The organism is Promicromonospora sp. NPDC050249 (assembly GCF_040656015.1).
In the GTDB taxonomy this organism is placed as follows: domain Bacteria; phylum Actinomycetota; class Actinomycetes; order Actinomycetales; family Cellulomonadaceae; genus Promicromonospora.
In genome coordinates, this window is record NZ_JBFAKY010000016.1 from 1 (window position 1) to 19,026 (window position 19,026).

General features: G+C 71.0%; 13 protein-coding genes. 5 read left to right on the forward strand and 8 right to left on the reverse strand.

The features are described 5' to 3' along the window. Positions 1-140: 140 nt before the first annotated feature. A complete protein-coding gene (locus tag AB0I32_RS14670) occupies positions 141-1,754 on the reverse strand; it encodes an FAD-dependent oxidoreductase (protein ID WP_357507131.1) in 1,614 nt (537 codons plus the stop codon). Positions 1,755-2,103: 349 nt separating this feature from the next. Here AB0I32_RS14670 and AB0I32_RS14675 point away from each other — a divergent pair, with 349 nt between their 5' ends. Continuing rightward, a complete protein-coding gene (locus tag AB0I32_RS14675; protein WP_357507133.1) occupies positions 2,104-2,742 on the forward strand; it encodes a Rid family hydrolase in 639 nt (212 codons plus the stop codon). Positions 2,743-2,794: 52 nt separating this feature from the next. Here the strand turns inward: AB0I32_RS14675 and AB0I32_RS14680 are convergent, their stop codons facing one another. Continuing rightward, positions 2,795-3,517 (reverse strand): exonuclease domain-containing protein, encoded by a 723-nt coding sequence (locus AB0I32_RS14680; RefSeq protein ID WP_357507135.1) that lies wholly within the window; start codon positions 3,515-3,517, stop codon positions 2,795-2,797. A gap of 196 nt (positions 3,518-3,713) precedes the next feature. Here AB0I32_RS14680 and AB0I32_RS14685 point away from each other — a divergent pair, with 196 nt between their 5' ends. The 4 genes from AB0I32_RS14685 (at position 3,714) to AB0I32_RS14700 (ending at position 7,575) form a co-directional block, all read left to right on the forward strand. Continuing rightward, positions 3,714-4,838 carry a GuaB3 family IMP dehydrogenase-related protein gene (locus tag AB0I32_RS14685; protein ID WP_116673649.1) on the forward strand — a complete coding sequence of 375 codons (1,125 nt, stop codon included), beginning with the start codon at positions 3,714-3,716 and terminating at the stop codon, positions 4,836-4,838. Further along, positions 4,835-5,314 carry a GNAT family acetyltransferase gene (locus AB0I32_RS14690; protein ID WP_357507137.1) on the forward strand — a complete coding sequence of 160 codons (480 nt, stop codon included), beginning with the start codon at positions 4,835-4,837 and terminating at the stop codon, positions 5,312-5,314. The genes AB0I32_RS14685 and AB0I32_RS14690 overlap by 4 nt, the downstream gene beginning before the upstream one ends. A 105-nt stretch (positions 5,315-5,419) precedes the next feature. Further along, on the forward strand, positions 5,420-7,054 hold the full coding sequence (locus AB0I32_RS14695; RefSeq protein ID WP_357507139.1) for a succinic semialdehyde dehydrogenase: 1,635 nt from the start codon (positions 5,420-5,422) through the stop codon (positions 7,052-7,054). Positions 7,055-7,092: 38 nt separating this feature from the next. After that, positions 7,093-7,575 carry a hotdog fold domain-containing protein gene (locus tag AB0I32_RS14700; RefSeq protein ID WP_357507141.1) on the forward strand — a complete coding sequence of 161 codons (483 nt, stop codon included), beginning with the start codon at positions 7,093-7,095 and terminating at the stop codon, positions 7,573-7,575. A 30-nt stretch (positions 7,576-7,605) separates the two neighbouring features. Here the strand turns inward: AB0I32_RS14700 and AB0I32_RS14705 are convergent, their stop codons facing one another. The 6 genes from AB0I32_RS14705 to AB0I32_RS14730 form a co-directional block, all read right to left on the reverse strand. Beyond that, positions 7,606-8,229 (reverse strand): YdcF family protein, encoded by a 624-nt coding sequence (locus AB0I32_RS14705; RefSeq protein WP_357507143.1) that lies wholly within the window; start codon positions 8,227-8,229, stop codon positions 7,606-7,608. Positions 8,230-8,284: 55 nt separating this feature from the next. Continuing rightward, positions 8,285-9,196, reverse strand: a complete 912-nt coding sequence (locus AB0I32_RS14710) for a DUF4031 domain-containing protein (protein WP_357507145.1) — start codon at positions 9,194-9,196, stop codon at positions 8,285-8,287. 105 nt (positions 9,197-9,301) lie between these two features. Continuing rightward, the gene (locus tag AB0I32_RS14715; protein ID WP_357507147.1) at positions 9,302-12,601 is read right to left on the reverse strand and encodes an Ig-like domain-containing protein; all 3,300 of its coding nucleotides are present in this window, start codon (positions 12,599-12,601) and stop codon (positions 9,302-9,304) included. 424 nt (positions 12,602-13,025) lie between these two features. Continuing rightward, positions 13,026-14,297 carry an acetate kinase gene (locus AB0I32_RS14720; protein ID WP_357507148.1) on the reverse strand — a complete coding sequence of 424 codons (1,272 nt, stop codon included), beginning with the start codon at positions 14,295-14,297 and terminating at the stop codon, positions 13,026-13,028. Next, entirely contained in the window at positions 14,294-16,453 is a 2,160-nt protein-coding gene (gene pta, locus AB0I32_RS14725) for a phosphate acetyltransferase (protein ID WP_357507150.1), read from the reverse strand. The genes AB0I32_RS14720 and pta overlap by 4 nt, the downstream gene beginning before the upstream one ends. Before the next feature lie 66 nt (positions 16,454-16,519). Further along, entirely contained in the window at positions 16,520-19,009 is a 2,490-nt protein-coding gene (locus tag AB0I32_RS14730) for a phosphoketolase family protein (RefSeq protein ID WP_357507152.1), read from the reverse strand. Positions 19,010-19,026 lie beyond the last annotated feature (17 nt).

Sequence of the window (19,026 nt, forward strand, 5' to 3'; positions counted from 1 at the left end):
CGTGCTTATCCCCTTCGTGTGCCGTACCTCCCGCCACAGCTGACCCGCCGGGGTTCCGCTATTTATTGCGCCTGTCCGAGTCTCCCTGGCGAAACCTGGGAGACTCGGACAGGCGCTCTACTTCGCGGAGTCCGGCTCCGTCAGGTCGACATGACGCGTTCGTGCAGGGTCTGGACCGCGTAGCGCGCCGACCAGAAGGCGCCGTGCTGCCACGCGGAGATCTCCGACATCCAGTCGCCCGCGAAGTACACGTTGCCCGCCCCCTGCTGCAGCAGCTTGAAGCCGGCGGAGGTGGTGTTCGGGAAGGCCCAGGCGCCCTCGATGTGGGGGACCTTGTGCCAGGCGATGGAGAACGAGCTGTCCAGCTCGGTGCGGTACTTCTCGCCGTGGATCTTCACACCCTGCTCGACGGCGCGCAGTTCTCGTTGCCGGGGCGCCATGTCCGCGTACGCGCGGGCGTTGGCGCCCGTGTTGTAGTAGCCGACGATCAGCCCTTTCCGCTCGCCGTACCCGTAGGACGGGTACCACAGGTGTGCGAGGTCCATGTCGGTCTCGGTGATCCCGCCGAAGATCCGGTGGTCGTCCTCCCAGAACCGTGACCGGTACTGCAGGCCGATCTTGCCGGCCGGAGAGCCCACGGCGAACTGGCCCAGCGCCGCGTCGACCTCCGGTCCCCAGTTGGTGTCCCAGCGCCGCATGATGCCTGCGGGCGCCGCGACGACCGCGAAGTCCGCCTCGATCTGCCGGTCCCTGCCGTTCCCGGGCTTGTAGGTGACCTTGACCCCGCGGCTGGTGTTCTCCACACCCGTCACGGGTGAGCTGAAGTGGACGTTCTGCGTGCCGATGGCCCGCACCAGGTACTGGTAGGTCGTGTCCATGCCGCCCTTCGGCTGGAACATGAGCATCGACTGCTCCCAGTTGATCTCGAACGGGAAGTACTGGCCCACCTTCGAGGCCAGCACCTCCGAGACCGTGCCGGGTCCGGGCAGCGGCGTGCCGTGCTCGTTCCACGCCGACGGATAGGTCTCGAAGCCGCGGTTGCTCCCGCCGGCATAGGTGCCGTCAGGCCCGAGCGAGCCCCAGCTGCGCAGGAAGGAGCGCAGGTTCTCCTTGTCCTCCTCGGTCAGCTTCTGGTCGAGGGCACCCTGGTCGGTGGCGTGGTGCAGCAGCTCGGAGGTGTAGCCGAAGACGTCCGCCTTGGCGGTGCGGTAGCGGACCGGGTTGCCCGGCGTCGCACCTGACCTCTCGTTGTACAGGTAGGCGTCGGCGTTCGCGTTCGTGAAGACCTCGTACGGCACCCCGAGCTCGCGGATGTAGTCCATGGTGACCATCCACTGGGCGATGCGGGCCGCGCCGGCGTTCAGGTAGATGCCGTCGGAGAACCTCGCGGTCTGCCTGACGCCGTCGAGGTCGGTCTCGGAGTCCCCGCCGCGGATCGTGAGGGTTCGCCCGCCAGGGCGGTGCCGGGCCTCGAGCACGGTCACCCGGTACCCGGCCTTCTGCAGCTCGTAGGCGGTCGCGAGGCCCGCGGGACCCGCTCCGACGACCACCACCTTCTTCGCGGAGCGGCCGGTCAGCGAGAAGTCGCTGCCCCGCGGGGGCACCCATGTCTCTGCCCTCGGCTGGGCGGCTGCGGTGGGCGCCAGCCCCATCGCCCCCATGGTCGCGAACATGACACCGGCGCTGGAGCCCGCGCCGACGGCCTGAAGGAAGTTGCGGCGGGAGACGCCGGAGGTGTTCTTCTCGGTGACCACGGTCCCTACCTCTCGTTCGAAAGGTCCGACGGCAGCGGGACCCGGCCTGGAGACCGGACGCCGCCGTCAGCACCGCTTCGGACGTTATGGAGGGCAGGTCACAGTGGCGGGTCTGCACCGTTTCTATGCAATTGCGCGCAGTAACCAAGTTGTTTCGGTACTTTCGCATATTCCGGCGTTTTCCCAGGAGGAGCCGAGCATCGAGCACGCGGCCGTTCCCGACGCGACCCGCGACGGTCATCCCCCGGAAACTCCCCGTCGCTAGCGTCACGCGCCACCCGGTGTCGACCGCCGGGCCACCGCACCTGGGCTCCGTCAGGGCGCCCGGCCGGCCAGCTGGAGGAGCACCATGAAGAACCGCACCAAGCTCATCGCCGCCGTCGTCGTCACCGCCGCCGTGGCGGTCCCCGGCACCGCGTTCGCCGCCGGGCACGTCTTCCGGCCGGACCCGTACCGCGCCCACTCCTTCGTCACCGGCGACACCCCGCTCATCGCCGACGGCGTGGCGATCGGCAAGAACGTCTCCTGGTACAAGTCCTCGGGCCTCGGCCCGGCGGCGAGCAACACCGCACCCGGTGCGTCCGCCGAGGAGCGCTACATCCCGACCGACGTCTTCCCGGGTGCCGAGCTGCCCGACGGCGTGACCCTCACCGAGGCCCAGGGCATCAATGCCCTCACCCGCATCGGCACGAACCTGGAGCGAGCCGGCCTGTCCTACGACGACGTCGTCTCCATGCGCGTGTTCCTGCAGAACCCCGAGGGCGAGGAGGAGATGGACTTCGCCGGGTGGAACCGGGCCTACCGGCAGTTCTTCGCCAACACGAACCTGGCCACGGGCGAGGTCCTCGACGTGCAGCTCGGATCGGCGACGACCGAGCCGATGGTCGTCAACAGGGCTCGCCCGTCGCGCTTCGCCCTCGAGGTCGAGAACCTCCCGGTGGACGGCTGGCTCGTCGAGGTAGAGGTCGACGCCGTGTACTCCCGCTGAGCCGGGCCACGCCCCGGGTACCCGGGGCGTGGCCGCTACGCCGGGTGCCGGGTCAGAAGCCGGCCGAGTACTGCACCGGCCAGACGCCGGACGCGCCAGGGCCGACGAGGCCCTGCTCCCGACGCCACTCGTTGAAGCTCACCGCCCACTGGCGGTGCGCGCCGATCTGCTGCTGATGCAGGTCGGCCAGGGGCATCCGCTCCAGCTGCGGGAACCGGCGGGCCAGCGCCTCCAGGACGTCGAGCGTGGCGAGCACGTCCACCTCGGCGGTGTGCAGGTCGCCGTCAGAGGTGACGCCGTACCACTGCGTCAGGTCGCCGAGGCGGCGCTTGCCGGGGCGGTACCGGTCCAGCCAGCGGTCGATGACGAGCGGGTCGATCACCGGCTCCACCGGACGGCCCAGCCGCTGGGGGAGGGTCTTGAGCCCGTGCCGCAACAGCTCCGAGTCGAGCAGCGAGAGGTCGAAGGCCGCGTTGTAGGCGACCACGGGCACGCCCTCGGCCAGGTGGGTGGCGAGCTCGGTCGCCATCTCCTCCAGCGCCTCCCTCGGCTGGACGCCGTAGGCCCGGGCGTGCTCGGTGGAGATGCCGTGGATCGCCGCGGCCTCCTCGGGGATCTCCACGCCCGGATCCATGAGCCAGGTGTGGACCTCGGTGCCCACTCCGGGCGAGCGCAGCACGAGAGCTGCCGTGACGATCCGGTCGCCTGCGACGTCGACCCCTGTGGTCTCCGTGTCGAAGCCCAGCAGCGGCCTCTTGATCCAGCTCTCGTTCATGGTGTCCTCCCTGCTCGTCCGGGGTTTCCGGGCCGTGTCGTCCAGCTGTTGTCCAGCTCTGCCCGGTCGTCCGGTGCGTCCATGGAGAACCTTGCCACCGGTCACTGACACTCTGGTCCGGCACTGTGGCTCGCCCCACGGCCGCACATCACCGGAACCTGCGCGCCGTGTCCGGTGCGATGGGTAGGCTTGCCGGGTGAGCAACGAGATCGAGATCGGACGCGGCAAGCGTGGGCGGCGCGCCTATTCCTTCGACGACATCGCGGTGGTGCCTTCCCGGCGCACCAGGGACCCGAAGGACGTCTCGGTCGGCTGGCAGATCGACGCCTACCACTTCGACCTCCCGATCGTCGCGGCCCCGATGGACTCCGTGATGAGCCCGAGCAGCGCCGTCGCACTGGGCCGGTTCGGTGGCCTCGGCGTGCTCGACCTCGAGGGCCTGTGGACGCGCTACGAGTCGCCCGAGCCGCTGCTCGCCGAGATCGCGGCGCTGCCAGGGGACGAGGCGACGCGGCGCATGCAGGCGATCTACTCGGAGCCGATCAAGCCAGAGCTCATCACGCAGCGCCTCAAGGAGATCCGGGCGGCCGGCGTGACGGTGGCGGGTGCGCTCACCCCGCAGCGCACGCAGGAGTTCTACAAGACGGTGGTCGACGCGGGCGTCGACCTGTTCATCATCCGCGGGACCACGGTCTCGGCGGAGCACGTCTCCGGCAACGCCGAGCCGCTCAACCTCAAGCGGTTCATCTACGAGCTGGACGTGCCCGTCGTCGTCGGCGGGGCCTCCACCTACACGGCGGCGCTGCACCTCATGCGTACCGGTGCGGCGGGCGTGCTCGTCGGGTTCGGCGGCGGCGCCGCGCACACCACGCGCGTCAGCCTGGGCATCCACGCACCCATGGCCACCTCGGTGGCCGACGTCGCGGCGGCGCGCCGCGACTACCTCGACGAGTCCGGCGGCCGGTACGTGCACGTCATCGCCGACGGCGGCGTGGGGCACTCCGGCGACGTCGTCAAGGCGGTCGCCTGCGGTGCGGACGCCGTCATGCTCGGTGCCGCGCTCGCGCGCGCGGCAGAGGCTCCGGGCCAGGGCTTCCACTGGGGCCCCGAGGCGCACCACCCGCAGCTCCCGCGCGGCGAGCGGGTCGAGGTCGGCTCGGTGGGCACGCTCGAGGAGATCCTCTTCGGGCCGGGCAAGCAGGCCGACGGCACCCTGAACCTCGTCGGTGCGCTCCGCCGCGCCATGGCCACCACCGGCTACTCCGACCTCAAGGAGTTCCAGCGGGTCGAGGTCGTCGTGTCGCCGTACCAGCCCCGGTGAGCGTGCTCCCCGACGGCGAGCCGCTCGCGCCCGTCCTCGCCGCGGCACCCGCCGCCGATGGCGAGTTCGTCGAGATCACGGACGCCGACGTCGACCAGGTGGTCGAGCTGTGGAAGACGTGCGGGCTGACCAGGCCGTGGAACGACCCGTACGTCGACATCGCCGACGCTCGTGCGAGCGGCGGTTCGACGGTCCTGGTCGCGCGCGCCGACGGCAGGGTGGCCGCCACGGCGATGGCAGGCCACGACGGGCACCGCGGCTGGCTCTACTACGTGGCGGTCGCACCGGAGCTGCGGAGCACGGGCCTGGGCCGAGCGGCAGTCGTCGCCGCCGAGGCGTGGCTGGTCGCGCACGGCGCACGCAAGATCCAGCTCATGGTGCGGACCACCAACACCGATGTGCTCGATTTTTATGGTCGGCTGGGCTACACCGACCAGGAATGCACTGTTCTGGGGCGTTGGGTCGAGTCCGACTGAAGGTGCGTCGTGCGAGGTGAACGCGCTATGACGACCCTGCTGTGAAAGTCAGTTTCACACACCCATCAATACATGGTGCAGGGTTTTGTGCGTAGGGTGGGCGCCATGATCGACGACGCAGCAGCCGACGCAGCGGCTAGTGGTGCGGTCGGCGGTGTGCTCGACCCAGAGCACCCGCAGGGGACTTTTGTCCTCGAGCCAGGGGTCATGGCCCCGCTGGTGGCTCGGATCGCAACCTCCGAGGGATCGGGTACGCACCGGTCCATGTGCCCTTTCACGGGCGCTCCGCTCGTGACGTTCCCGGTCTCCTCCGCCGAGGACGTCGCCGCGTGCGTCGTCCGGGCGCGCGTGGCGCAGCGAAGTTGGGCCCGCCTGCCGGTGCGCGACCGGGCCGGCGTGCTCCAGCGGCTCGGCCGGATCGTCCTGGAGCGGCAGTCCGAGGCGCTCGACCTGATCCAGCTCGAGACCGGCAAGTCGCGCCGCGCCGCCTTCGAGGAGATCGCGGACATCGCGCAGGTCGCCAGGCACTACGCCGTGCGCGGCGCGCGCTACCTCGCGTCCCGCAGGGTCCCCGGCATGGTTCCGGTGCTCGTCGGCGCGCAGGTGCACCGCAGGCCCGTCGGTGTGGTCGGTGCGATCTCGCCGTGGAACTACCCGCTGGTGCTCGCGCTCTCGGAGGCGCTGCCCGCGCTCCTGGCCGGCAACGCAGTGGTGCTCAAGCCGGACCCGCAGACCACGCTGACCGCTCTGTGGGCCGCGGAGGCCCTGGACGACGCCGGCCTCCCGGCAGGTCTCTTCCAGGTCGTCGCCGGTGGCCCAGAGGTGGGTCAGGCACTGATCGAGAACGTGGACCACATAGCTTTCACCGGTTCCACCGCCACCGGCCGCAAGGTCGCTGCTCGAGCGGGCGAGCGTCTCATCGGCGCCACGCTCGAGCTGGGTGGCAAGAACGCGCTCTACGTGACCGACGCCGTCGACGTCGACGCGGCCGTCCCGGGCATCGTGCGGGCCTGCTTCTCGAACTCCGGCCAGCTCTGCGTGTCCATCGAGCGCCTGGTGGTCCACGACGCCGTCGCGGAGGAGTTCGTCGCGAAGTTCGTGCGTGCCGTGCGGAACCTGCGGCTCAGCCCGGCGCTCGACTACTCGGCGGACGTCGGGTCGCTCACCTCCGCCGCGCAGCTCGACAAGGTGACGGCGCACGTCGACGACGCACTCGCGCGGGGCGCCCGGGTGCTCGCGGGCGGCGTGCACCGCGCCGACGTCGGCCCGTACTTCTATGCCCCGACCGTGCTCGACGACGTGCCGGCGCAGGCAGTGGTCGCCCGTGAGGAGACCTTCGGGCCGGTCGTGACGATCTCCCGCGTCGACTGCGACGAGGAAGCCATCGCCGTCATGAACGACACCGAGTACGGCCTGCACTCCGCGATCTGGTCCCGGGACGTCGGCCGGGCACGCCGCGTCGCCGCACGGGTCGAGGCGGGCTCGGTGGCGATCAACGACGGGTACACGATGACCTGGGGCTCGGTCTCCGCGCCGATCGGCGGCTGGAAGGCCTCCGGTCTGGGCGCCAGGCACGGGGTGGCGTCGATCGACGGCCTCACGCGACAGCAGACCGTCGTGACCTCGCGGGGCGCCAGGTTCGGAGCCACTCTCGACAGCCTGTACGGCCTGGGCGGCGACACCCCCAGCCGGGTGCTGACCACTGCCCTGGACGCGATGCGCAGGCTGCGCATGCCGTGAGGTGAACGGTCGTCACCGCGCCCGGTACGCTCGCGCGCATGACGACGCAGCTCCATGCCTTCTGGAAGTCCGCCAACGCACTGCCGGTCATCGGCGGGCTGTTCGGCAAGCGGATCTTCTCCCTGGTCTACTCCTTCAAGGCGCCGTACTTCGGCAGCTTCGCCCCGCGGGTGGTCGACATGCGGCCGAACTACGGCGAGGTGGTGGTGCCCAACCGGTGGCGTAACCGCAACCACATCGGCACCGTGCACGCCATCGCGGTCTGCAACGGGCTCGAGATGGCGATGGGCTCGCTCGCCGAGGCCACCGTGCCCGACGACAAGCGCTGGCTGCCGAAGGGTATGGAGGTGTCCTACCTCGCGAAGTCGACGGGCGACGTCAGGTGCGTGGCCGAGACCGAGCAGGCGCACTGGGATGGTGACGACAGGGACCTGCCGGTGCGCGTCCGGGGCGTCCTCGCCGACGGGACGGTGGTGGTCGAGGGCACCATCCACCTCTGGGTCACGCCGAAGAAGAAGTGACCCGGCGCTGACGGGTCCGGGACTGACCGGTCAGCGTGGCCGACGGCGGGCCAGGGAGCGGACCGCCGCCTTCCAGCTCGCGGGCAGCTCCCGCACGTGCCACCAGGCCCACTGCGCCGGCTGCACGCTCTCGGCGCTCACGCCCACCCCGACGGCGTCCAGCCCGGCCTCTACGCAGGAGTAGAGGGTGCGGCGCAGGTGGTAGTCCTGGGTGACGACGACGGCGGTGCGCACGTCGAACAGGTCGTGGGCGCGCCGGCACGTGGCTGTGGTGTTGAAACCCTCACGGTCCAGCACTATCGCGTCGTCGGGGACGCCGAGGTCGTTGTCCAGGAGCCAGGCGCGCATCGAGCCGGGCTCGTCGTACCGGGTGCCGTCGGCGTTGTCGTGCGCGTCGCCGCTCAGGATCACCGTGGGCGCGATGCCGGCGCGGTAGAGCTCGGCGCCGCCCTCGACGCGACGACGCAGGTAGGTCGACGGCGTCCCGTCGGCTCGGAGCCCGGCGCCGAGCACGATGACGGCGTCCGTCTTCTTGATCTCGCCCGGGTCGTGCCGCACCCTGACGTGCCCGGTGCCCTGCACGATGGCGACGGGGACCGTGAAGGCGACGGCGAGCACACCCGCGACGACGGCGGCGACCTTGAGGGGAGTCACGACCGGAACGCTACCGTGTCCGGCTGCGAGTCAGGTCCCCGCCTCGGGCCATGTGTCAGGCCGCGAGGGCCGTCAGCTCGTCGCGGAGGTTCGCCTCTGCCGCGGCCTGCCAGCGGGCGACGCCGGGGGCGGTGCGGAACAGCGGGCCGCCGTCCAGGAGCGTGCGGAGCACCTGTGACCTGCCCGCGCGAAACAGCGTGTCGGGTACGTCGCAGTACTCCGCGCGGACCTGGTGCGTATAGCGCGCGTAGTCGGCGGGGGAGGCGCCGAGCACCGCGAGGTCGGCGTCGCTGACCAGGCCGCCTGCGACGTCGTCCGGCGCGGGATCGTGGTCCGCCGTGACCATGACCAGGCGTGCGACCTCGTCGACGTCTCCGGCCGTGACACCTGATCCGGAGAGCGGGCCGAGCAGCTCGGCGACCAGGTCCGCCGACCGTTCCTCGTCCTGCCGCGCGACGCCGTCGTGCACCGCGTCGTGGAACCACAGGGCCAGGCGCGCGCGCCAGAGGGCACGCTCGGAGAGCCCGCTGTCGGGGGCTATCGAGTCCAGCGCGTCGAGGGCCGTCGCCAGGTGCAGCGTCGAGTGGTAGACCCGGTGCGGCTCGCGCCAGCGGTCCACCAGGTCCTCGCCGGCCTGGTACGCCAGGCCCGGGTCGGCCCACAGGTCGGCCCAGCGGATCAGGAGCGCCGCCCGCTTGGCGCGGTTCCGTTCGGCGCCCGAGACCCGCAGGCCGGAGGTCGCCAGCCGCCGGGCGAGGTCGCCGCCCTCGACGGGCACCGCGCCGGCGGCGACGAGTGCGTCGTACCGCTCCGCTGGAACGTCGTAGTGGTCCAGGTCGAACGCGCGGTCCGGCACGCCGGCCGCGCGGGCGAAGAGGCGGAGCTCCTGCAGCGACCCGTCCGAGACCAGGTGGGAGAACAGAGTTCCGTGCGCGGGCCAGGCGGGTGGGTCGATGAAGACGGTCACGGGGCGAGCCTACGCGCGGTCCGATGGGTGATCAGACAGGCCTGCGGCCCTGACTCGACGTACCAGGTACGTCGAGTCAGGGCCGCGGTGCTCGCACCGGTCGGGTCAGCTCCGCACGAGCCGCCACGGGCTGTGCCGGTTCCCGGGCTCCTCGCCACGCGTGATCCGCGTCGCCCGGTACGTGTCCCCGTCGTGCACGACCACGTCACGCGCCTTGAAGATACGCGACGCGGTCCAGACGGCGGTGCCGTCCCCGGCCCGGACGATCTCCTGCCACGAACCGTGCGCCGAGACGCCCGGCTCCTGCTTGGTACGCCACGTGGCCCGGTAGTAGGACCCGTCGTGGAAGACCTCGGCTCCGGCGGAGTACTTCTTCGATGCCATCCAGAGCGGTGCGGCCTCACCGGGCACCTTCGCCATGACCTCGATCTCGCTGACGATCATGTGCACGTTCTCCTGGGCGGTCATGACCACCCGGACGGCGTCCGCGCGCACGTCCGCGGGGAGGTCGACGACCGGTGCGGCGCCGTCGGACGTCACCGGGACCGGGTCACCCACGGCCTGCCACACGCCGTCGACCTGGGCCTCGAGCGCCACCGTGCGCGCCCAGCTGAGGTGGCCGCCGTCGCGGAAGAAGCGGGTGACGACACGCGTCACGTCGCGCTCCGTCGGCAGCGTGACGGTCAGCGTGTCCTGCGCGTTCTTCGTGCCGGAACGCCAGTTGGACCAGCCCTTGTCGTCCAGGTCGCCGTTGACGACGTTCTCGGCCGGGTAGCCGGGCTCGGTGTAGGTGGCCGACGCCGTGGTGCCCTCCGCCAGGGCCACGTTCGCCTCACCGGGCTCGGCGACCAGTACCCGGACGATGGCGGGCAGGGTGTTCGAGTCGCCGGCGTCGGCGACGCCCTGCAGCTCGACGGCGCCGCGCTCGTCGAACGCGCCGTCGGGCGCCTCTTCCCAGGTCACCGGGCGCTCCACCGAAGCGCCACCGGCGGCGATCGCGGTGACCGTCGCGGGCAGCTCGGCGGAGCCGCCGATGTAGGCGGCGCCCTGGGCGGGCAGGGTCCGCTTCAGGATGTCGACGACCACCGTCGCGGTGGCCTCGACCGTGCCGCCCGCGGGGATGGCCACGGTGCCGGTGACCTCGACGATCCCAGCCTGCGCCCACGCGTCGTCGCCGGGCATGTCCCAGGTGACGGGCAGCGCGCCGCGCGCCCCGTCGGGGTAGACGGGAGTGACGGTCTCCGGCAGCTCGGGTGTGGTGCCCGGGCGGGTGAACGCGTCGACAGCCGTGGTGCCGAGCACCGTCTCGTCGACGACCGCCCAGCGCTGGTTCGCGTTCGAGTTGGCGAGGTAGGTGCCGACGGGCGAACCGTCGGCCCGTGCCTCGCCGCCCACCTCGAGCACCGTGCGCGCAACCACGTTGACCAGCGTGTACGTCCCGTCACCGGTGGTGGAGAGCACCCAGCGTGCGGTGTCCGGGGTGTCGGCGGGGTCAGCGGGGGAGTCGACGAGCACCGCGGAACCGTCCGCGGTGACCGCGAGCTGTTCGCCGGTGCCGACGTTGGTCACCGCGTACCGCGTCCGGTGGGTTCCGGAGCCCTCGGGAGCGCCCAGGTCGGTGAGCGTCCACAGCTGTTCGGCCGCTCCCGGGTCGTCGGTGGAGATCTGCACGCCGCCGTCGCCGTCGGGCGCCAGCGACAGGTCGGACTGGACACCGTCGATCCGGTACACGTGGCCGTCCTGCGCCAGCGGGGCGGCGTCCGCGACGCCGGAGACGCCGTCGACCAGGAACGTCATGACGGACTCCGCGGGCACGGTGAGCGTCGCGGCGGCGTCCTGCACAGCCACCGGCGTGCCCTCGACGAGGTAGCCGTCGACGCTGGTCACGACAGGCGTGACGGTCGCGCCGGGCGCGACGTTCCCGAAACCGGAGAGGTCGACGGTGACGTCGCGCTCCGCCGTCGTGTCGTTGATGTGCACGACGGTCGCGGCGTCGCCCGAGGCGGACACGGCTGCGGTGCTGTCAGTGTCGTCCACGCCGATCAGCCGGTCACCGGGCGTGATGTAGTGCGTGAAGTTCTGGGTGACCCAGTACTTGGTGTTCGTGTAGATGGGGCAGGTCTCCAGCGTGTCCTCGGCGGTGCAGGAGAACGGGATCTGGATCTCGCCCCAGTTGCCGCCCTCGGGGCTCTCGCCGCCGGGCGCCATGTTGTCGTAGTCCTCGACGGGCTGCCAGAACACCCACGCGGACGGTTCCAGCTCACGCAGGTCGTCCACGATCTGGTGCGCGCTGCCCAGGCCGGACTCCATCGACTCGAAGTCCTGTCCGGTCGTGGACCAGGAGCCGCCGACCTCGCTCATCCACAGGGGCTTGTCCTCGCCCTTGGCGATGTCGCGCACCGTGGTGCGCTGCCCGGTGCCGTAGGTGTGCACGTTCAGCTGGGACACCTGGTCGCGCACCGCGTCGGGGTACGCATTCCAGTTGGTGGCGAACTTGCCCGGGTTCGTCTCGTCCATCGCGGAGATCCGGGCGTCCGTCGTCGAGCCGTCGATGGCGTCGGCGAGGGCCGGGATCACCTGCTGCTGCAGCTCGGGCCCCATGTGGGCGCCCTCCTGGCGGCCACCCGTCGGGTTGCCGTCCGCACCGAGCTTGGTGCCCCAGTAGTTCGTGTTCGGCTCGTTGAACACGTCGATGGTGTCGACGTCGATGCCGTGCGCGTCCTCGAGGCGTTCGGTCGCGCCGACGGCGTAGGCGGCGAACTCCTCGATGCTCTCGGGCTTGAGCTGGTCGGCGTTGGAGTCGAAACCGCCGGAGACGTAGCCGCTGACCGTCTGGAACCACGGCGGGGAGTTGCTGAACGTCTCCCAGTGCGTGATGTCGTCCTTGATGCGGTCCACCCACCAGCGCTGCGTGGCGTCGGCGTCCGGGTTCCAGTGGTCCGGGTTCGCCGGGTCCCACCAGTCGACGTCCTCACGGGTGGTGCCCTCCGGCGCCTTCCACCAGCCCTCGACGTCGGCACCGGCGCGCAGGTAGTCCGGGACGTCGGGGGCGTTGCCGCCGCCGATGTTGTACCGGGCGATGTTCAGGTTCATGCCGTCCTCGCCGAACAGCATGTCGGCGAGCTCGTTCCGGATCTCGTCCGGGTAGCCGCCGGTGGCGTTGGCGAACCAGACGAGGCTCGTGCCCCAGCCCTCGAAGGGTTCGCCCGCGTACGACGGGTCGGGTCGCACCGTCACCGCCGCTGCGCTCGCGGCCGCGCCGGTGGCAGCCGCGGCGGTGGCGGTCTGGGGTGCGTCGGGCTGTGCGTTCGCCGTCGCCGGGGCCAGCCCCGCCGCCAGCAGCGCGCTCGCCGTCAGGACGGCGCCTGCGCGCCGTCGCCCTACGTTCTTTCTCTTCGAGCTCATCGTTGAGCCCTCCTCTCGCGTCAGTGCGACGATTCGGGACGTTCCGGGTGGATGTTCACGCAAACATCTGGTCGTGTCCGAACCGATGTTGACGTCATCATGGATGTGGTGATCCTCCTCGGCGAGGCCGCGGACGTCAAGCCTCGCGCCGTCCGGATACCTGCGACGGCGGGTTCTCAGGCTGCGGTTCGTGCATCGAACCGCAACCTACGAGTGGTTTTCGGCGTCGAACCGCAACGTGCGCGTGGTCCTCGGTGTCGAACCGCAACGTGCGCGTTCTCGTGGGCGTCCAACCGAACGTTGTGAGTCCACCGACGGCCCGATGGACCCGTAGCCATCGATTCGACGCACGGGAAGACACGCAACGTGCGGTTCGGCGCCGCCGGACGCGGCGTTGCACAAGAAACTTGCGGTTCGGCGCGAGTCAGCCCTCGACCAGGGCCATCGTCTGGCGTGCGATCGCCAGCTCCTCGTTGGTCGGGACGACCATGACGAGGGGGGTCTCGGTGGGCTCGACCAGCGGGTGCGGCTCGGCCGGCGAGTCGTCCCCGACCAGCGAGCCCGACTTTCGCACCGAGATCACGCGCGCCTCGTCCGACCGGCTCTCGTTGGCCGCCGGGTCCACGGTCAGGCCCAGGAACTTCAGCCCGCGCACGACTCCCGAACGGATCCGGTGGTCGTTCTCGCCGACGCCGGCGGTGAACGTCAGCACGTCGATCCCGCCGAGCACCGCCGCGTACGCGCCCACGTACTTGCGCAGCCGGTGCAGGTAGACGTCCAGCGCGAGGCGTGCGTCTCCATCACCGCTCGCGACGAGCTTCTGCAGCTCGCGCATGTCGCCCACCCCGGACATGCCCAGCAGGCCGGAACGCTTGTTGAGCAGGGTGTCGACCTCGTCGCCGGACATCCCGCCGCGCACCAGGTGGAAGATGATGCCCGCGTCCAGGTCGCCCGAGCGGGTACCCATGACGAGGCCCTCGAGCGGCGTCAGGCCCATCGAGGTGTCCACCGGCGCGCCACCCAGCACCGCCGACGCCGACGCGCCGTTGCCCAGGTGCAGCACCACCTGGCGCAGCGTCTCGGGGCCACGGCCCTCGGCCGCCAGCTTGGCGAGGACGGCCGGATGCTCGGCGACCGCCGCCGACACGAACTGGTGCGACGTCCCGTGGAAGCCGTAGCGGCGCACGCCGTGCTCGGCGGCGACCTTGCGGTCCAGCGCGTACGTCGTGGCCGCCTGGGGGAGCGTCGAGAAGAACGCCGTGTCGAACACGGCGACGTGCGGCACGTGCAGCAGCTCGCGCGCCACCTCGATGCCTGTCACGTTGGCCGGGTTGTGCAGCGGCGCCAGCGGGACGAGATCGCGGACGCCGGCGACGACGTCGTCGTCGATCAGGGTGGGGGCGCTGAACACCTCGCCGCCGTGCACCACCCGGTGCCCGACGGCGGCGATGCCCGCCTCCGCCAGGGACGGACCCACCTCGTCGAACAGGCCCATGACGATCCGGAGCGCCTCGCCGTGGTCGGGTACCGGGAGGTCGCGTACCAGCTCCTCGCCCTTTGCCTCGTGCTTGACCCTCCCGTCGGCCTCGCCGATGCGTTCGACGATGCCTCCGGCGAGAGCCTCGCCCGAGGCGGGGTCGACCAGCTGGTACTTCAGCGAGGAGGAGCCGGAGTTGAGGACGAGGACGGTGGTCATGCGGACTCCTTGGTCTCGACAGGCTCGACCCGCGAGGTGGGCTCGACCCGCGGGGTGGTCTGGGCCTGGATCGCCGTGATCGCCACCGTGTTCACGATGTCCTGGACGAGCGCGCCGCGGGACAGGTCGTTCACAGGCTTGTTCAGGCCCTGCAGCACCGGACCGACGGCGACAGCGCCCGCCGACCGCTGCACCGCCTTGTAGGTGTTGTTGCCGGTGTTCAGGTCGGGGAAGACGAACACGGTGGCGCGGCCGGCGACGTCGGACCCGGGCAGCTTGGACGCGGCGACCGAGGCGTCCACCGCTGCGTCGTACTGGATGGGGCCCTCCACGTCGAGCTCCATGTCGGCCTGGGTGATGCGCTCCCGGACCAGCTCGGTGGCGGTGCGCACCTTGTCGACGTCGGCCCCCGTGCCGGACGTGCCGGTGGAGTAGGAGAGCATCGCGATGCGCGGGTCGACGCCGAACTGCCGGGCGGTGGCCGCCGACGAGATGGCGATGTCGGCGAGCTCGGCCGACGTCGGATCGGGGATGACCGCGCAGTCGCCGTACACGAGCACCCGGTCCTCGAGGCACATCAGGAAGACCGAGGACACCGACGACGTGCCGGGCTTCGTCTTGATGATCTCGAACGACGGCCGGATCGTGTGGGCGGTCGAGTGGGCGGCGCCCGAGACCATGCCGTCGGCGAGTCCGAGGTGCACCATCATCGTGCCGAAGTAGGAGACGTCGGTGACGATCTCCCGCGCGCGCTCGACGGTCATGCCCTTGTGGGCGCGCAGCCGGGTGTACTCCGCCGCGAACTTCTCCACGTGCTCGGGGTCGTGCGGCGACAGCACGCGGGCGGCCTCGATGTCGAGGCCCAGCTCGGCGGCGCGGGCCCGGACCGACTCGTCGGAGCCCAGGATCGTGAGGTCCGCGATGTGGCGGGCCAGCACCGTCGACGCCGCGCGCAGGATCCGGTCGTCGCCGCCCTCCGGCAGCACGATGTGCCGGCGGTCGGCGCGCGCCCGCTCGATCAGCTGGTACTCGAACATGAGCGGCGTGACCACCTCGGGCCGCGGCAGGTCGAGCCGGGCGGCGAGCGCCGCCGAGTCGACGTTCCGCTCGAACAGGGCGCGGGCCGTCTCGACCTTGCGCACCGAACCCTTGTCCACGCGGCCGCGGGTCTCCGCCGCGGCGCGGGCCGCACGGTAGGTGCCGAGCTGGGTGGTGATGATCGGCAGCTTGGGGCGCATCGCCTCCAGCAGCTCGGCCGGGCGGCCCTGCGGGTAGAACCCGCCGTTGAGGATGATCCCGGCCAGCGACGGGAACGACGGCGTCAGGTGGGTGGCGAGCAGCCCGATCAGCAGGTCGATCCGGTCGCCCGGGGTGATGACCACCGCGCCGTCGGTCAGCCGTTCGAGGAGGTGCTCGAAGCTCATGGCGCCGACCTGCAGCTCGAGCGCCTCGCGGCCCAGCAGCTCGGGGTCGCCCAGGACGAGCGTGCCGTCCACTGCCTCCAGGAGCTGGCCGACGGTCGGGGCCTGCAGGAACGGCTCCTCGGGAATCGTCCAGACGGGCAGGTCGGGCTGTGCCTCGGCCAGCAGGGTCCGCACGTCCAGGGCGCTGTGGGTGTCCGCACGGTTGACGACCAGCCCGATCGCCTGCGCGTGGTGGGCCGCCAGCTCGGCGAGGCTCACGTCGGCCAGGGCGCGGATGCCCTCGGGGGTGCGCTCGCGGCCCGAGACCACGAGCAGCACCGGCGCCCCGAGGTTCGCGGCGATCCGCGCGTTGAACGAGAGCTCGGTGGGGCCGGCGACGTCGGTGTAGTCGGTGCCGAGCACCACCACCGAGTCGCAGCGCCCGGCCAGGTCGTGGAACCGGGACACGATGCGGCTCAGCGCGGCCTCGGGGTCGGCGTGCAGGTCCGCGTAGGTCACGCCGACGGCGTCGTCGTAGGCGATGTCGACGCCGTCGTGCTCCAGGAGGAGCTCCAGCACGTGGTCGCGCCGGCCGCTCGAGTCGTCCGTCTCGCTCGCCCGTGAGACCGGCCGGAAGACCCCGACCCGCTGGCCCTTCCGGACCAGGAGGTCGAGGACGCCCAGGGCGACCGTCGACTTCCCGCTCTCGCCCTCTGGGCTCGCAATGACGATGCTGCGGGTTGCGCCGGTCACATGTGGCTCCGTGTTCACTCTGTTCGATCTCGCGTGGCACCGGATCTCGCATGGCGAGATCTGCTGCTACTCGTTGTCTCCACCGGTGCCGAGCGTAGCGCCAACCTGGCCGCCGTCCGCCAGGTCCTGGGCGTCCGGCCAGACCCAGTCGCGCACCTCGGGAATGTCGTCTCCGTGCTCGCGCGTCCAGGCACGGGCGCGGATCCGCGCGTCCTCCATGCGCTGACGCAGTCCGGCCTGGGCGCTGCCGAGCGACGGAACCCGGTCGATGACATCGATCACAAGGTGGTACCGGTCCAGGTCGTTGAGCATGACCATGTCGAACGGCGTGGTCGTGGTGCCCTCCTCCTTGTACCCGCGCACGTGGATGTTCGGGTGGCCCGTGCGGCGGTAGGTGAGGCGGTGGATGAGCCACGGGTAGCCGTGGTACGCGAAGATGACCGGCCGGTCACTGGTGAACAGGCCGTCGAACTCGGAGTCCTTGAGACCGTGCGGGTGCTCGGAGGCGTCCTGCAGCCGCATCAGGTCCACGACGTTGACGACGCGCACCTTGAGGTCGGGCAGCTCGCGCCGCAGGATGTCGGCCGCGGCGAGCACCTCCATGGTCGGCACGTCGCCCGCGCAGCCCAGGACGACGTCGGGCTTCTCGCCCGCCTTCTCGGTGCCCGCCCACTCCCAGATGCCGAGACCGCGCGTGCAGTGCTCGATCGCGGACTCCATGTCGAGGAAGTTGGGCGCCGGCTGCTTGCCGGCGACCACGACGTTCACGTACTGGCGGCTGCGCAGGCAGTGGTCATAGGTGCTGAGCAGGGTGTTGGCGTCCGGCGGGAGGTAGACCCGCACGATCTCGGCCTTCTTGTTCACGACGTGGTCGATGAAGCCGGGGTCCTGGTGGCTGAACCCGTTGTGGTCCTGCCGCCACACGTGGCTGGACAGCAGGTAGTTCAGGGACGCGACGGGCCGCCGCCACGGGATGTCGTTCGTGACCTTGAGCCACTTGGCGTGCTGGTTGAACATCGAGTCGATGATGTGGATGAACGCCTCGTAGCTCGTCAGCAGACCGTGCCTGCCGGTCAGGAGGTAGCCCTCCAGCCAGCCCTGCACCTGGTGCTCGCTCAGCATCTCCATGACGCGGCCCGCGCGAGCCATGTGGTCGTCCACCTCCGGCCCGATGTACTGCGCGTTCCACTGCTTGTCGGTCGTGTCGTACACGGCCTGCAGGCGGTTCGACGCGACCTCGTCCGGGCCGAAGATGCGGAAGTTGTCGGGGTTCAGCCGGATCACGTCGGTGAGCCACTCGCCCAGCACGCGCGGCGCCTCGGACGACGACCCGCCGGGCACCGGCACGTCCACCGCGTAGTCGCGGAAGTCGGGCAGCCGGAGATCCTTGAGCAGCAGGCCGCCGTTCGCGTGCGGGGTCGCGCTCATCCGCAGGTCGCCCTCCGGCGCCAGCTCGCTGATCTCGGCCAGCACCCTGCCGTCGTCGTCGAACAGATCCTCCGGCCGGTAGGACCTCAGCCACGACTCGAGCACACGCAGGTGCTCGTCGGTGTCGCGGGCGTTCGCGAGCGGCACCTGGTGCGCGCGCCACGACCCCGTCGTCTTCTTGCCGTCGATCTCGGCCGGGCCGCTCCACCCCTTGGGGGTGCGGAACACGATCATCGGCCAGGCGGGGCGGCTCAGGTCGCCCTGCGCGGCACGCGCCTTGATCGCGGCGATCTCGTCGAGCACCTCGTCGAGCAGGGCCGCGAACCGGCGGTGCGTCTCGAGTGGCGGCTCGTCCTGGTCGTACCCGCCCTCGAAGAAGTAGGGCTTGTGCCCGTACCCGGCCATGAGGTCGCGGAGCTCCTGCTCCGGGATGCGCGCGAGGACCGTGGGGTTGGCGATCTTGTAGCCGTTGAGGTGCAGGATCGGCAGCACCGCGCCGTCCTGCGCAGGGTTGAGGAACTTGTTCGAGTGCCAGGAGGTGGCGAGCGGTCCGGTCTCGGCCTCGCCGTCGCCCACGACCGCCGCGACGAGCAGGTCCGGGTTGTCGAAGGCCGCGCCGTAGGCGTGGCTCAGGGAGTAGCCCAGCTCGCCACCCTCGTGGATCGAGCCCGGTGTCTCCGGCGCGACGTGGCTGGGGATGCCACCGGGGAAGGAGAACTGCCGGAACAGGCGCTTCACACCCTCGGTGTCCTGCGTGATGTCGCTGTAGACCTCGGAGTAGGTGCCGTCCAGGTAGGCCGAGGCGACCAGGCCAGGACCGCCGTGGCCGGGACCCGTGATGTAGATGGTCTTCTGCTGCCGCTCCTTGATGGCGCGGTTCAGGTGCGCGTACAGAAAGTTCAGGCCGGGCGTGGTGCCCCAGTGGCCCAGCAGGCGCGGCTTCACGTGCTCCGGGACGAGGGGTTCGCGGAGGAGCGGGTTGTCGAGCAGGTAGATCTGGCCGACCGAGAGGAAGTTCGCGGCCCGCCACCACGCGTCGATGCGCTCCAGGTCGGCGGGCTCCAGCTCGGCGACGCCGGTGGCGCGCCATCCGGAGGTGGTGGAGTCGGGGACTGCTGTCGTGGTCATCGCATCTGCTCCTACGG

What these genes read in the sequence shown, in the direction of transcription:
- AB0I32_RS14675 (WP_357507133.1), top strand. Translation starts at nt 2,104, where the DNA reads ATGAAGAACCGCACCAAGCTCATCGCCGCCGTCGTCGTCACCGCCGCC.
- AB0I32_RS14680 (WP_357507135.1), bottom strand. Translation starts at nt 3,517, where the DNA reads ATGAACGAGAGCTGGATCAAGAGGCCGCTGCTGGGCTTCGACACGGAG.
- AB0I32_RS14695 (WP_357507139.1), top strand. Translation starts at nt 5,420, where the DNA reads ATGATCGACGACGCAGCAGCCGACGCAGCGGCTAGTGGTGCGGTCGGC.
- AB0I32_RS14700 (WP_357507141.1), top strand. Translation starts at nt 7,093, where the DNA reads ATGACGACGCAGCTCCATGCCTTCTGGAAGTCCGCCAACGCACTGCCG.
- AB0I32_RS14715 (WP_357507147.1), bottom strand. Translation starts at nt 12,601, where the DNA reads ATGAGCTCGAAGAGAAAGAACGTAGGGCGACGGCGCGCAGGCGCCGTC.
- AB0I32_RS14720 (WP_357507148.1), bottom strand. Translation starts at nt 14,297, where the DNA reads ATGACCACCGTCCTCGTCCTCAACTCCGGCTCCTCCTCGCTGAAGTAC.
- AB0I32_RS14730 (WP_357507152.1), bottom strand. Translation starts at nt 19,009, where the DNA reads ATGACCACGACAGCAGTCCCCGACTCCACCACCTCCGGATGGCGCGCC.